Raw genomic sequence first — 14,440 nt, 5'->3', positions numbered from 1 at the left:
CGGAGTGGACGGGACTCGAACCCGCGACCTCCGGCGTGACAGGCCGGCATTCTAACCAACTGAACTACCACTCCGCAAAAATTCTTTGAGGCGTACTAAATGGCGGAGTGGACGGGACTCGAACCCGCGACCTCCGGCGTGACAGGCCGGCATTCTAACCAACTGAACTACCACTCCGCATTAGTACTACACGTTGAAGTCTCCCTCAACGCGGCGTGCATATTACGAGTGAGGGGCAAATGAGTCAACACTTTTTTTAAAGATTTTAACCGACTGTCTGATTTATATTCAGATCTGTGCTTTTTTAACCACAAAGGTCACTTTTTACCACTTTTCTCTGGTTTTTCAGCTTCCGCTTCATCGCTCTCAACGGCAACTTTTTTCCGACGAAACTTAAACCACCACAGCCCAACTAAAGCTAACGCAATGAGAACAATATTAACAACAACAATAATGATCAGATTGGTCATCGCCTGTTTTTGCTTGGCCTCGCGTTCTAGTCTTGTCTGTTCACGTTGACGCTCAAGCTCTATTTGCTGTCGTTCAGCCAGCTCTGCGGCTGTCGGTTCAGGTGGAGGCGGTTCCTTTGCAATAAAACTAAAGTCATCAATTCTGGCTTCAAACTCACGCCCCCCGACACTAGTGGCAAAAATATCTAAGTCTATAAGGTGTTTACCAAAAGCCAGGTTGGCAATTTCGACGCTGTGCGGAAAGCCCTCTATCTGACTTACCGTAAATTTACGAACTTCTCCGTTAGGGAAGCTGGTTTCGCCATTAATCACCAGGCTCTGTGGATCTATCCAGTCCTCATTAACACGAACGACTAATTGATGATTATCGTCCACAGACTCTGACTGAATAACATTAAATTCAACTGGTAACGGCTTAACCTCAACAGGGCCTGATTCAAACACTCGTTGGTACAGCGGGGTGGTCATTTCATAAGTGGCCATCCACTCACCTGGTACAACATCCAGATTAAAGAAACCGGTAAATATACCATCACCCGCTCTTTCGTCATGCCCTCGCCCGTCGTCTTCAAATTGTGCCACACGTGACGGATTCGAGCCGAAGTTATCAAAGTCTGAGTTATTGGTACTGACAAATAGAACATCCAGCAAAACGGTCTGACGAAAACGTGAAGTTTTAACCACTTCGTCGCCATTATAGAGTTTTCCTTCTACTTTCAGCTCTTCGTTCTGAAATAATGGACTCGGTAAAGGCTCAGCTTCAAAGCGAATATCAGAAATAACTAAGGCTTTATTTTCTTCATCGATGCGACCAGCCGCCTGCCAGGGACCAGGCTGAGGTTCTTTTATCCGGATAATGTCAAAGTTAGGATCGGTATACCAAGTTACTTTTTCCGCTGGATAACGAGTATCGTACCACTTGCTCCCATCAGGCTTGATGAGAATCAGGGGCTTGCTACCCGGCTCGCGGAAAAATAACAGAGTAATCTCTTCAACGTTCTCGTCTATGCGGAAACTTTGCCCTTTAATTGGCAATTTATTAGTAAGATCGCCTTCAATAAGGCTCATCGCACGCTTTTCAACTTCCTCCTTCGAGTCAGAATCAACCGTGCTAAAACTCTGTACCGCGTAGGCTGATGAGCTACTTATTAAAACCAATAATACTGCTAAGAGTCTTGCCACAGACAATGTCCACCTTCTTCTTTGACTCGCGCCAAACGCTCCTGATGTAATGCTTCTTCATCGGCCGTTGCCCGTAAAACCTTTAATGCGGGACGATTGGTTATTCGTTGATGTTCCACTTTTTGTGAGCCACCCTGATTGTCTTTTCCGTGGCTGGCCAGGTTTAATGCCGTTTGCCCACCGGTCATCATCAAATAGACGTCAGCAAGAATCTCGGCATCCAGTAAGGCGCCGTGCAGTTCACGCGCAGAGTTATCAACGTCGTAGGCGCGGCATAGTGCATCCAAACTGTTTCTTTGCCCCGGGCGCATTTCACGGGCAAGCTGCAAGGTATCGAGTACCGAGCAAAAATCATTGGTCAGGCCAACCGCCGGGCGAATACGACTAAATTCAGCATCCATAAAGCCCACGTCAAATGGTGCATTATGAATAACTAACTGAGAGCCTTTAATAAATTCAATGAAATCTTGCACCACCTGAGCGAATACGGGCTTGTCGGTTAAAAAGTCATTGGTTATACCGTGAACTTCAATTGCTTCCTGCTCGACCACCCGCTCCGGATTAATGTAAACATGAAAATGATTACCGGTTAATTTGCGATTAATAAGCTCCACACAGCCTATTTCAATAATTCTGTGTCCCTTTGCAGGGTCAATTCCGGTAGTTTCTGTATCTAATACGACCTGACGCATGGTGAAATCCTGATATACTCGCTGGAAACAAAGGATATAGTAGCAAGTAACATGTCGAACTCAAAAACTGTTCATTTATATACTGATGGTTCTTGTCTGGGAAACCCGGGACCGGGTGGCTATGGCGCTGTACTGGAATACGGGAAACATCACAAAGAATTAAGTCAGGGATATCGTCTGACCACCAATAACCGCATGGAGATGCTGGCTACTATCGCTGGCCTGCGCGAGTTAAAGCGCTCCTGTCATGTCATTCTGACTACCGACAGCCAGTATGTGAAACAAGGTGTCGAGCAGTGGATGCATCGCTGGAAGCAAAACGGCTGGCGTACTTCTGCTCGTAAAGCGGTTAAAAATAAAGACTTATGGCAACAACTGGACGAAGAAGTTAACCGTCATAAAGTTGAATGGAAATGGATTAAAGGCCATTCCGGGCATAAACAAAATGAGCGTTGTGATGAACTGGCCCGCGACGCCGCAACGCGCGAGCCTATGCTTGAAGATGAAGGATTTGGGGGCGAGTAAATTACTCGCCAGCAACTACCGGCAGTTTATTTTCCTGCCAGGCACTCATGCCGCCATCTACGCTATAGACATTATCCAGCCCCATGCGTTGTAAGCTCTCTGCCGCCAGAGCTGAGCGACCACCGGTTCGACAAATAAGGTACAAAGGCTTCTCGGCGATGCGTTCCAGAGCATTGTCATATCCAGCCACATCAGGGTGCTGATTTAGCTGCATTTCCAACACACCTCGGGGCATGTTCACCGCTTGTCGAATGTGCCCCTGTCCATATTCAGCCGGTTCTCTTACATCAATAACGCGCGCGCCCTGCTCTATGGCCTTTTGTAGTTCTTCGGTGTTTACTTCTTTGACGTTCGATTTCGCTTTTCCACATAACTCTTGTGCTGTAATCATAATTTACCTCTTATTCGTTTATTAGACTTTGAAAACTGTTTCGTCGTCATTGCTGTTGCTGCCTGTCTTCCATTAACCGAAAGCTGCTTTCTTTGAGCTGACGGTTTTAATCTGTTAATCAGAGTTTGTTTTCGTGCCACTATGAAATAAGCGGCGCGCAGTCCTGGTATCAGGTTGCTCAGCTTCGTCGACCAGTCACTTCCCCGGTGTTCGCTATGGTGCAGAAAATTCGAAACATAAAATTCAGACTCCAGAATTTCGAATCCCAATAATTCCAGCCAGTCCTTAACTCTCACTGGCGTAAAGTACCTTCCACACCATGGAAAGCTCTTTTTATGGCGAATGAAAAAGCCACTGGCTACTGCCGGACTATAGGGGTTAAACCCCGTAAGTATTAATACGCCATCATCATCCAGTACTCTCGTAACCTCCCTAAGTAGCTGGTGCGGATGCCGACAAAATTCAAGGACAAAAGGAGCAACTAGGTTATCGACACTGTCTTCCTTCAAAGCCAGCTCCGTTAATTTGCTGCGAACCGCTACGTCACTACCTGTGCCGACAGTCAGCCACTGAGCTCCATTTTTAATACACTCGTTAAGCCCTGGACTCAAAGAGCCTATAGCCACGGTTTTTCCTGGTTTCAACCGTCGCTGATGAGCGCGAATTAACTCAGCCGTCTGTTCCATCATGTAGTGCCCGCAGGCCATTTGCTGCCAGTCCCCGGGAGCCGCTAAATCAATTTTCGAATATGCTGGTTTAATTAACACGGCTAATTCCTGTATTATGAACTTATCTTCAACTTACTCGCTGGGTTTCTCATCCTAGCGTTATAGGGGTTAACATGCGAGTGCACGCTATTGAAGCTTTCGACGACAACTACATATGGGCAATTGAAACCAACGATAAAAACAAGGTTATTATTGTAGACCCCGGCGAAGCCCAACCCGTTCAACAATGGTTGGAACAAAATAGTAAAAGTATTGAGACTATTTTAGTCACTCATCACCATTACGACCACACTGGTGGCATAGCTGAATTAATAGAACAGAGCCCGTGTCCGGTCATCGGTCCGGAAAACCCAGAGATAAAAACGCTCACCAAGACAGTTACAGAAGGCGATGAGCTGACCGTTGGAGGTATTCAGTGGCAGGTATTAAACACTCCGGGACACACACTGGACCACATCAGTTTTTATACACCCGGCTTTTTGTTTTGCGGTGACACACTGTTTTCCGGTGGCTGTGGCCGTATGTTTGAAGGTACGCCAGAACAATTCACGCAGTCGTTATTAAAGCTGCGTAAGCTGCCGGGCGAAACTCGAGTCTTCTGTGCCCACGAATATACTCAGGCGAATGTAAATTTCGCATTGAAAGTTGAGCCAGAGAACGCTGTGCTGCAAAGTTACGCTGAAAAGGTCAGAATGTTGCGTGAACAAGAGCAAATAACTCTGCCAAGCACGCTGCAACTAGAGTTAGCCATTAATCCTTTTCTCCGGTTTGACCAAAAAAGTGTTATTGCAGCAGCAAATAAGCATGCAGAAAGTGTAAAAAATAGCCCCGAGGATGTTTTTTATACAATTAGACAGTGGAAAGATAATGCGTGATTCTTTAAACTCCTCAAGATTTTAATAATTATCGGAAGTAGATTACGCATGATAAACAGCAAGCAAAAGAACGTATGGTTAAAGTATTGTATGGTGGCCAGTGGTTTGGCATTAAGCGGCTGCCAGAGCACAATGCTGTTTAGTAATAATGAACCGGTAAATACAAAAAACGAAACTACAGAGCTTAAACTGACGGTCATTCCGGAAGAAGTGATCAGTCGGCACGCCGAAGAAGAAATCAAAATCAGCGAACCTGTAAAGCTTACCCCGCAAGAGCAGGAAGATTTATGGGTGCGTATTCGCCAGCAATTGAGCTTTCATGTGCCTGATGTATCCAGAGTGCAAAGCCAGCGCAACTGGTATGCCAGCCACCCGGAGTATTTAGACCGCGTTGCTAAGCGCGCTGAACCTTACCTGCATCTCATTGTTGAAGAGCTGGAAAAACGTGATATGCCAGTAGATCTGGCTTTATTGCCGATAGTCGAAAGTGCTTTCGACCCGTTTGCTTATTCGCACGGCAGTGCCTCTGGTGTCTGGCAGTTTATTCCGGGTACCGCGCGTCAATATGGTTTGGATATCAACTGGTGGTACGATGGTCGTCGCGATGTTTTTGCCGCAACACACGCTGCACTCGATTATTTACAGGCACTTCATCGATACTTCGACGGTGACTGGATGCACGCACTGGCAGCCTATAATTCAGGTGAAGGCCGAGTTGCCGCTGCAATTCGCAAGAATGAGCGTCTGAACAAACCAACTGACTTCTGGAATCTGTCGCTACCTCGCGAAACTCGCGCATACGTGCCCAAGCTATTAGCTTTAGCAGAAATATTAGCCAACAGTGAAGAGTATGGTGTGGCATGGTACCCGATCGAAAATCAGCCAAAGCTTGAGGTTGTTGAGACACCAGCACAAATCGACTTAGCATTAGCTGCTGATATGGCTGACATGCCATTGGATTTACTGCACCAGTACAACTCTGGTTATAACCGCTGGGCAACGGCGCCGAACGGCCCACATCGTTTACTTCTGCCTAATCAAAATGCGGATAAATTTAAACAGGCTTTGGATAAAACAGAGCCAAAAGACTGGCTGAGCTGGACCCGCCACGAGGTTAAATCGGGTGAGAGCCTGCTCGTTATTTCCAAAAAATACAATACCTCTGTTGACGTGATACAGCAGGTTAATGACATCAGCAGTGATATCATCCGCGCAGGCGATCATTTGCTAGTGCCAGTTGCCACACTCGATATCGACAATTACACGTTATCGCAAGATCAGCGCCGTGAAGACCGTCAAGATCAGAAACGTTCAGGTAAACGTATTGAACACGTTGTTCAGTCTGGCGATACGCTCTGGGATCTCAGTCGCGCTTATCAGGTAAACCTTCGTGACTTGGCTCGCTGGAACTCAATGGCTCCGGGGGATTATTTAAGGCCAGGACAAGAACTCGTGGTTTGGACGGAAGCCGAGCCTTCTTCGACGATACAAAGCAGTATTAACAGTATCATGCGTAATATAAGATACCGTGTGCGTAGCGGTGACTCATTAGCCAGGATTGCTGATAAATTTAATGTCACCATTCGTCAAATTGAACAATGGAACAACATTCAACGCAATCGTTATCTACAACCCGGACAAATGCTTAAGTTAAAAGTAGATGTTACCGAGGTGAGTAGTTGAGGCAACCTATGAATAGCGTAAAATACTTTTTTTTCCTTGCAGCGCTACTATTTAGCGCTCAAACTTTAGCCGACTGGAAAGCCGAAGGTAGTGGTAAAGTCATTTATCCATCAGGCCGTACGGAACCTTTAACCTTTGGTTTTGAGTATAAAAAGGTTTATGACACCATTATTTTTACTGCCGGCAAGTCGCAAATGCGTACGTCCGAAATGCCGCCAAATTACATTCTTAATCTGTTTGTAAATAAGCAGGGACAGGTTTATGTCGCAGAGTTTGCTAATGGTTTCTTCAAAGGTTTCGAGCTCAATATTGGTGATCACAAAGTCAGCATGAATCACCGGCAAGAGTTTGATGAAGATGAACCACTGAGTCATCTGCGAGTGCAGATTGATGACCGTAGCTATCTGCTGGAAACCACACACCCGACTATCCGGTTCGAGTTTGATGAAGAAAAAGGCATTGTCGATATCAATGGCTCAGGCCTTCTGAAAGACCTGAGCGTTAAAGGACGTTAGTCGCTGAGCAGCTCAGCTAACGCATTCTCATCTAATATATCAAGCCCGAGGGACTGGGCTTTGGTCAGTTTTGAGCCGGCATTTTCCCCGGCAACCAGCGCGGTTGTCTTTTTAGAAACACTGGAAGCAACTTTCGCCCCTAAGGCTTCTAAAGCAGACTTCGCCTCGTCACGAGTCATAGTCGACAAAGTACCGGTAATAACATAGGTATTGCCCGATAAGCGGTCACTTTGCACTGAGCTTGCCTCCTCACCCTCAGGCCAGGAAATAAACTCACGCAATTCCGCAACCACCTGCTGGTTATGGGCTTCATGGAAAAAAGCCACAATATGCTTAGCGACAACAGCACCGACATCCGGAACTTCCTGTAGCTGTTCACTTTCAGCAGCAATTAAAGCATCCAGGTTTTTGAAGTGATTCGCCAGCGCGTTTGCCGTCGCTTCCCCTACTTCCCGAATACCTAATGCATAAATAAAGCGGGCTAAGGTTGTTTCTTGCGTCACTTTAATGGCATTTCGAAGATTTTCCGCAGATTTAGCGCCCATTCTCGGCAAAGTTGCCAACTCAGCTTTGGACAGACGATAAAGATCGGCCGGCGATTTTATCCAGTCGCGCTCTACCAGTTGCTCGACAATTTTATCGCCTAGTCCATCAATATCCATGGCTTTGCGGGAAGCAAAATGTTTAATCGCTTCCTTTCGCTGGGCCGCGCAATACAGACCACCGGTACAGCGGGCAACGGCTTCGCCTTCAACGCGTTCAATATCGGATTGACAAATCGGGCAATGCTGAGGAAATTCAATTGCCTTCGTGTTTTCAGGGCGTTTATCTTTTATGACGCTGACCACTTGCGGAATAACGTCACCCGCGCGGCGAATACTGACACAGTCGCCAATACGCACACCCAGTCGTTCAATTTCATCCGCATTATGCAAAGTCGCATTAGATACTGTAACGCCGCCCACATTAACGGGCTCTAAGCGCGCAACCGGCGTTATCGCGCCGGTACGGCCAACCTGGAAGTCAACTCCGGTAATGGTCGTCAGTTGTTCCTGCGCGGGAAACTTACGTGCAATAGCCCAGCGCGGCGCACGTGCGACAAAGCCTAAGTCTTGTTGCAAGCGAATAGAATCCACTTTAAAAACTACGCCATCAATATCGTAATTTAAGGTATCCCGGCGGGCCAAAATAGCTTCGTAGTAATCGTCGCAACCCTGCACCGAGTCTACCGTCTTTATTTCAATATTCACCGGCAGTCCCCAGTCTTTCAACTGTAACAAACGCTGGTGATGACTGTCGGGAAGTTGTGTGGTTTCTGATATTAACCCAAGACTGTAAGCATAAAAGTGCAAAGGACGTTTTGCGGTAATTCTGGAGTCTAACTGGCGTAAACTGCCTGCCGCCGCATTTCGGGGGTTAGCAAAGACCTTTTCTTCGCGCTGCCGGGCATGCTCATTAAAGCGCTCAAAAGCTCCCAATGGCATAACCACTTCACCCCGTACTTCCAGTCGCTCAGGAACATCGCCAGAGAGCTTTAGCGGCACATTGCGTATGGTCTTAACGTTCTCGGTAATATCTTCACCGCTTTGTCCATCGCCCCGGGTTGCGCCACGCACTAACAGACCATTTTCATAGAGTAAACTGACCGCAGCGCCATCAAGCTTCGGCTCGCAACAAAAAGTCACTGTTTGATTGGTATCCAGCCGCTGTTCAACGCGCTTGCTAAAAGCCTCAAATTCATCGACAGAAAAAGCATTATCCAGTGACAACATAGGAACTTCATGTTGAACACTTCTAAACTGACCTAAGGGCTTACCACCAACTTTCATAGTTGGAGACTGAGCACTTTTTAAATCCGGGTGTTCAGTTTCCAGAGTTTTCAGTTCCCGAAAAAGACGATCATATTCAGCGTCCGGCACTGATGGTTCGTCATTCTCATAATATTCCTGGTTGTAACGATTAAGTAATTGCTCCAGCTCTTGCATGCGCTGGTGAACAGACTGATTCATAGTGACCTGTAATTAAGCTGAGTGTTTACGTTCAAATTCACGAATACGCTGGCGTGCTTCGTGAATAGACTGGCGGGTCAATAATTGGCGCTGGCCATCCAAAACCTGCCCCTGAGGAATTTCGGTAGCGAGCTTTTTAGCCGCATTCAACATCATATTAAAGGCCTGCTGACCGTCAAATTTCATAGGTAAGGCCATAAAAAACGCGACGCCTTCGGTTTCAAAGTTTTCCATGTTATCCAGGTCAAACGTGCCGGGGTTGAACATGTTGGCGACACTAAAAATCATGGGGCCGGTGCCTGCGGTGTTTTCATAGCGGTGGAAAATACCCAGTTCGCCAAATTTACAGCCCAGCTCGGTCATCATTTGCAACAACACTGCGCCCTGTACCGGCCCTTTAACATGTAACGCAATAACTTCTTCCGGAGCTGATTCAAAATCATCAGTCGTATCTGCACTGACTTCTGTTTCAGTTTCAGGTTCAGGTTCTTGCTCAAGCTCCTGCTCCGACTCTTGCAAAGAGCTCTGTTCGGCGGCACTTTTATAAGAGTCATCAGGCTCTGAAGGAACATCCCCATCAAACTTAAGCTCAGTTTGCTCTACTTCAACCGTTTCATCATTGCTGACACGCATAGAGGGTAATGAGTCAGACATATCGTCATCATTGCTAAGGTCCATCGACATTTGCTCGACAGCCTCGGCATCATTGTCCTGTGTTCTCACATTACTGTGCGACGATGTTTTTGCTTTTGGTTCAACGGCTTGGTCATGGTTAAAGCCGTCATCTGAACTCTCTTTCTTTAAAATCCGAACTTCGCCAATGCCGTCGTCATCAAAACCGGACGATTGCTGCTGACGATTTTCTGCAACCCGTTGTTCACGCTGCCGTTGTTGCTGGTTACCTTTACGTATCTTCCATACGCCATGCGCAACAATACCTGCGATTGCCAGGATCCCAAGAATACTGAGGGTTATTTGTAAACTGCCCATTTTTGCTCCATCAAGCTTATTTTGTTATCCGGCGTCTGTCATCGCCACAGCCTGTTCAACATCAACCGCTACCAATCTCGAAACGCCCGCTTCCTGCATTGTTACCCCTGCCAGATGGGTAGCCATTTCCATTGCCACTTTATTGTGACTTATATAAATAAATTGCACCGATTCCGACATTTCACTCACCAGACGGCAGAAACGTCCTACGTTGGCATCATCTAATGGCGCATCAACCTCATCTAACAGGCAAAAAGGTGCCGGATTCAAGCGAAATATCGCGAATACCAATGATAATGCGGTCAGTGCCTTTTCTCCACCGCTAAGCAAATGAATTGTACTGTTTTTCTTGCCCGGTGGCCTTGCCATGATGGTAACCCCGGTTTCCAGTAAGTCATCATCGGTAAGTTCGAGCGTGGCACTGCCACCACCAAAAACTTTCGGAAACAGAATTTGTAAATCATGGTTTATCGCATCAAAAGTGGTTTTAAACCGATGTCGCGTTTCCTTATCAATCTTACGAATCGCCGCTTCTAAAGTGTCTAGCGCCGATGATAGATCATCCACTTGCTGGTCGAGGTACTGTTTACGTTCTCTTTGCGCTTCGGCTTCATCAATTGCCGCCAGGTTAATAGCGCCTAAGCGTTTTATTTTATTTTGTATTGACTCCAGCTCTTGCTGCCACTGCTTTTCATCAGCGTCGGAAGAGAGCTCTTCCAGTATGTTTTTCAATGTAAGGCCTGTTTCAGCCAGCGTTTCCAGTACGGCCTGACTGCGTTCCTGAAGCTTAACCTGCTCAATTTCAGTACTTTGCATAGCCTCTTTGGCCTGGCCTATTTTGACCTGAATTGCAGATTGTCCCTGAGTTATTTGTTGCAAATCGTGCTCTAACCGCGACAATTGCTGACGTTGTTCCTGCAATTGTTCCGCAACTTCACCACGCTTATCCAGCAGCTCGGTTAACTGTTCATCGAGTGCACTTTCATTTTCATCCGTGTCTGCAGTCTGCTGCTCACTTCGTTCCTGCAAAAGTTGCTGGTAGCGTTGTTCACTGCGTTGCAGTAACTTCTGCAACTGTGCAGCCTGAGCCTGTAAATTCTGCTGTTGCATTGTCATCTGCTGCTGTTGGCTGCGCAGTTGCTGTAACTGTTCATCTTCGGCACGCACTGTAGACTCCAGTTGCTCACCGTAGTCTTCATCAACCTGCTCCGTTTGCTCCAGTAACAACTCATACTCTTCCAACTGCATTTCGATTTGCTGTTGCTGCTCAGCGGCGTTTTCAGCATGCAGTTGTTGCTCTTGCTGCTTATCTTGCACGTTCGCTAATTGCTGCTGTATTTGCTCAGCCTGCTGCATATTCCACTGCAATCGCTCTTCGACTTTACCCTGCTGGTTACGAGTCTGCTGAACCTGCTCCTGAACCTGCTCCAGCTGCTCTTGAGCCTGCTCAACCTTCGTCTGAGTCTGTTCCAGCTGCACTTCACTTTCAGACAACCTGGCTGCCAGCGACTCCAATTGTTCGAGTAAATTTTGGCGCTGTGTCTGCAGATGAAGAACACTGTTATCTTCGTCAACTCGAGCCGCGATAAAACCGTCCTGCCAATACCAATTGCCGGTTTTTGATACCGCAAAACTGGCATTGCTTTGTTGTAACTGCTGCTTCGCATCAGCATCCTGTTCAATCGCCAGACACTGCTGCAACGGCGCCCAATAACGTAACGGACCTTTGACCTTACTGGCCAGAGACCAGTTTTCAGGCTCTTGTCCACTCACAGGCCACACCAGCTTCACCCCAGAAACCGCTTTCAATTCTTCCGGAGTTTGTTCCAGAACCACGGCATCCAGCCAGTCGTAAGCCAACTGCTCAACCGCCATTTCCCAGCCACTTTCAGCCTGCAGTAACTCCCTTACCTTCAAGCTGTCTGGATAGTTTTGCTGTAACCATTTTTCACTGCGGCTGTCGTTATTTTGCTTCCCTTCCAACAGTTGCTCAATGGCTGTTAACTGAGCCTGAGCTTTATCTTGTTGCTGCTGATTCTGTCGGTGCTGTTGCTGCTGTTCTTTAAACCCTTGCTGCAGAGCCTGCAGTTGCTGCTTACTGTGCTGATACCGAGTTTCTTCCTGCTCCAGCTGACGTTTTAGTTCGACCAGAGCCTGTTCGTTCTCGTCAACAGATAATGCTTGTTCCTGTTGCTGCAACTCTTGTTGCTGGCTGTGAAATTGCTCCACTTGTTGCAACGCATATTGTTGGCTCTGTTTCAGCTGCTGCAGTTTAAGTTGCGCCTGCTGTTGCTGTTTTTCGACATCGCGTTGCTGCTGTTGCTGCTGTCGTTGTTGTTGCTGCCACTGACGCCATTTCTCATTAGCTTGCTGAGACTGTTCAGCCACGCTTTCCAGCTGTTCTTCAACCTGCTCCAGCTGAGGCTCCAGCATCAGCTGCTGTTCTTCAAGTTGTTCTCTTTGCAGGCGATCATCCGCCAACTGCTCATTAAGCTGTTCTATTTCTTCATTTAACTGCTGTTGCCGCTGGTTGCGTTGCTCTTTTAGTTCTTGCTGATGTTTCAAAGTTTGTTCAATACGGGTAATTTCATTGCCCACTGAAAACATTTGTTCCTGCGACAGCTCTACTCTGTCGCGCGCTTCTTCAGCCTGTTCTTTCAGTTCAATAGCGCCGCGCTCATCACCACTTTGCTGTGCCTGCCAGCGTTCAAGCTCGGTTTGTTGTTCGGCGTATTGTGTCTGCAACTGCTGTCGTTGATTATCCAGTTTCAGCCAGCGTAGGGCCTGCAGTTCACCTTTAAATTTACGCTCACTGGCTTTCAACTCCTTGTAACGAATGGCAGCCGCGGCCTGACGCTCCAGCTTCTCCAACTGTTGACCCAGCTCTTCGCGAACGTCACTCAAGCGCTCCAGGTTCTCGCGCGTATGCAGCATCCGGTTTTCAGTTTCTTTGCGACGTTCTTTGTATTTTGAAATGCCTGCAGCTTCTTCAATAAACACCCGCAGTTCCTGCGGACGTGATTCAATCAGGCGGGAAATCATGCCCTGCTCAATAATGGCGTAGCTGCGCGGACCCAGCCCGGTTCCCAGAAATAAATCGGTAATATCACGGCGACGACAACGACTGCCGTTCAAAAAGTAATTAGACTGGCCGTCACGGGTCACCAGGCGCTTAACCGAAATTTCATTGAATGCCGCGTACTCGCCCTGAATACGTCCGGAACTGTTATCGAAAACCAGTTCGACACTGGCCTGAGAAACCGGTTTACGGGCACTGGAGCCATTAAAAATCACGTCACTCATGGCATCGCCACGCAAGTTTTTTGCTGAACTTTCACCCAGCACCCAGCGCACGGCATCAATCACATTGGATTTGCCACAACCGTTCGGACCGACGACGCAGGTCATTTGGTCAGGAAAGGGAACTTTGGTTGGATCCACAAAGGATTTGAAGCCAACTAATTTGATGTGTTTTAGGCGCATTCAGTTGTTTTTATTATCAATTTAATACGACGGTTTATTATCACAAGACTCTAGCAGATCCGGTAGCCATTTGTAACAATTTAGCCCGCACATTGCCATTGTATTGCCTTATTATACTAAGCAAATTAAAACCTCTGGAGTTTTCATGCAAAAAGCAGCCTACAGCAACTCGGGATTAGCTTACATAGGACGCGGTTTAGAACTTATCCGAACCAAAGGTCTGCGTCGCTATGTTGTGGTGCCTATTCTGACCAACCTTATCCTGTTCTCACTTGCTTTCACCTGGCTGTATGGCGAAGTCGACTATTGGCTGAACCGCTTTATGAGCTGGTTGCCCGACTTTTTCCAATGGCTGGAGTTTATTTTATGGCCACTGGCGGTTATTACCATTATTGCGCTCTTCTCGTTTATTTTTAGCACCATCATGCATTTAATTGCAGCCCCTTTTAACGGGCTTCTGGCGGAAAAAGTGGAACGCTATGAAAGTGGCGAAAGCTTAGGAGACGAGGGATTCTTAGGTTTGTTTAAAGACATTCCAAGGACTTTAAAACGGGAAATGCAGAAACTCATGTATTACATTCCCCGAGCACTTGGCTTTTTTCTGTTATCGCTCGTTATTCCGGTAATTGGACAGGTACTTTGGTATATCTTTGTCTGCTGGATGATGTCGATACAATACTTAGATTACCCGTTCGATAATCACAAACTGTCGTTTCCGCGTATGCGGTCTGAATTACACCAACAGCGCAGTAAAACACTAGGGTTTGGATTCGGGGTAACCGTGCTGACTATGATACCGCTGATTAACCTGATTATTATGCCGCTGGCGGTTTGTGGAGCAACCTCACTGTGGGTTGATCATTATCGTCGCAGTGCATTAAGTTGATAAAAGTAAGC

12 protein-coding genes and 2 tRNA genes are annotated in these 14,440 nt (G+C 47.1%); 5 read left to right on the top strand and 9 right to left on the bottom strand.

The features are described from left to right. From ACP7H9_RS12890 to dnaQ, 4 genes are all read right to left on the bottom strand, one after another. Positions 1 to 74, bottom strand: a tRNA-Asp gene (locus ACP7H9_RS12890). A 26-nt stretch (positions 75 to 100) separates the two neighbouring features. Further along, positions 101 to 177: transfer RNA gene (locus ACP7H9_RS12885), tRNA-Asp, on the bottom strand. A gap of 140 nt (positions 178 to 317) precedes the next feature. Beyond that, positions 318 to 1,652: a TIGR03503 family protein gene (locus ACP7H9_RS12880; RefSeq protein ID WP_439222874.1), complete on the bottom strand. Its 1,335-nt coding sequence runs from the start codon at positions 1,650 to 1,652 to the stop codon at positions 318 to 320. Next, positions 1,637 to 2,344 (bottom strand): DNA polymerase III subunit epsilon, encoded by a 708-nt coding sequence (gene dnaQ / locus ACP7H9_RS12875; protein ID WP_011234929.1) that lies wholly within the window; start codon positions 2,342 to 2,344, stop codon positions 1,637 to 1,639. The genes ACP7H9_RS12880 and dnaQ overlap by 16 nt, the downstream gene beginning before the upstream one ends. A 51-nt stretch (positions 2,345 to 2,395) precedes the next feature. Between dnaQ and rnhA the strand changes: the two genes are divergently transcribed. Then, positions 2,396 to 2,869, top strand: a complete 474-nt coding sequence (rnhA, locus tag ACP7H9_RS12870) for a ribonuclease HI (RefSeq protein WP_011234930.1) — start codon at positions 2,396 to 2,398, stop codon at positions 2,867 to 2,869. 1 nt (position 2,870) lies between these two features. Here the strand turns inward: rnhA and ACP7H9_RS12865 are convergent, their stop codons facing one another. Next, the gene (locus ACP7H9_RS12865; RefSeq protein ID WP_011234931.1) at positions 2,871 to 3,260 is read right to left on the bottom strand and encodes a rhodanese-like domain-containing protein; all 390 of its coding nucleotides are present in this window, start codon (positions 3,258 to 3,260) and stop codon (positions 2,871 to 2,873) included. Then, positions 3,257 to 4,027 carry a class I SAM-dependent methyltransferase gene (locus ACP7H9_RS12860; RefSeq protein ID WP_439222873.1) on the bottom strand — a complete coding sequence of 257 codons (771 nt, stop codon included), beginning with the start codon at positions 4,025 to 4,027 and terminating at the stop codon, positions 3,257 to 3,259. The genes ACP7H9_RS12865 and ACP7H9_RS12860 overlap by 4 nt, the downstream gene beginning before the upstream one ends. Before the next feature lie 74 nt (positions 4,028 to 4,101). Here ACP7H9_RS12860 and gloB point away from each other — a divergent pair, with 74 nt between their 5' ends. The 3 genes from gloB to ACP7H9_RS12845 are packed head-to-tail and all read left to right on the top strand — an operon-like array spanning position 4,102 to position 7,061. Continuing rightward, positions 4,102 to 4,863: a hydroxyacylglutathione hydrolase gene (gene gloB / locus ACP7H9_RS12855; protein ID WP_439222872.1), complete on the top strand. Its 762-nt coding sequence runs from the start codon at positions 4,102 to 4,104 to the stop codon at positions 4,861 to 4,863. A gap of 48 nt (positions 4,864 to 4,911) precedes the next feature. Continuing rightward, the gene (locus tag ACP7H9_RS12850) at positions 4,912 to 6,546 is read left to right on the top strand and encodes a LysM peptidoglycan-binding domain-containing protein (protein WP_110013822.1); all 1,635 of its coding nucleotides are present in this window, start codon (positions 4,912 to 4,914) and stop codon (positions 6,544 to 6,546) included. A gap of 8 nt (positions 6,547 to 6,554) precedes the next feature. After that, positions 6,555 to 7,061 carry a hypothetical protein gene (locus ACP7H9_RS12845; protein ID WP_034821663.1) on the top strand — a complete coding sequence of 169 codons (507 nt, stop codon included), beginning with the start codon at positions 6,555 to 6,557 and terminating at the stop codon, positions 7,059 to 7,061. On the opposite strand, the gene ligA is transcribed toward ACP7H9_RS12845, so the two are convergent. Genes ligA through smc form a run of 3 tightly spaced genes read right to left on the bottom strand, consistent with a single transcriptional unit; the run spans position 7,058 to position 13,543 of the window. Further along, positions 7,058 to 9,070, bottom strand: coding sequence for an NAD-dependent DNA ligase LigA (ligA, locus tag ACP7H9_RS12840; RefSeq protein WP_439222871.1), 2,013 nt, complete (start codon positions 9,068 to 9,070; stop codon positions 7,058 to 7,060). The genes ACP7H9_RS12845 and ligA overlap by 4 nt on opposite strands. Before the next feature lie 12 nt (positions 9,071 to 9,082). Continuing rightward, entirely contained in the window at positions 9,083 to 10,060 is a 978-nt protein-coding gene (gene zipA, locus ACP7H9_RS12835) for a cell division protein ZipA (RefSeq protein ID WP_110013824.1), read from the bottom strand. Between the two features lie 24 nt (positions 10,061 to 10,084). Then, positions 10,085 to 13,543, bottom strand: a complete 3,459-nt coding sequence (gene smc / locus ACP7H9_RS12830; protein WP_439222870.1) for a chromosome segregation protein SMC — start codon at positions 13,541 to 13,543, stop codon at positions 10,085 to 10,087. A 145-nt stretch (positions 13,544 to 13,688) separates the two neighbouring features. Between smc and cysZ the strand changes: the two genes are divergently transcribed. Continuing rightward, complete coding sequence (gene cysZ, locus ACP7H9_RS12825; protein ID WP_011234939.1) at positions 13,689 to 14,429, top strand: sulfate transporter CysZ; 741 nt, start codon at positions 13,689 to 13,691, stop codon at positions 14,427 to 14,429. Positions 14,430 to 14,440 lie beyond the last annotated feature (11 nt).

It is taken from the genome of Idiomarina sp. ST20R2A10 (genome assembly GCF_051842345.1).
GTDB classification, from domain to species: Bacteria; Pseudomonadota; Gammaproteobacteria; order Enterobacterales; family Alteromonadaceae; genus Idiomarina; species Idiomarina loihiensis.
The sequence above is the reverse complement of the archived record's forward strand: the minus strand, read 5'-3'. Positions and strand labels throughout refer to the sequence as shown.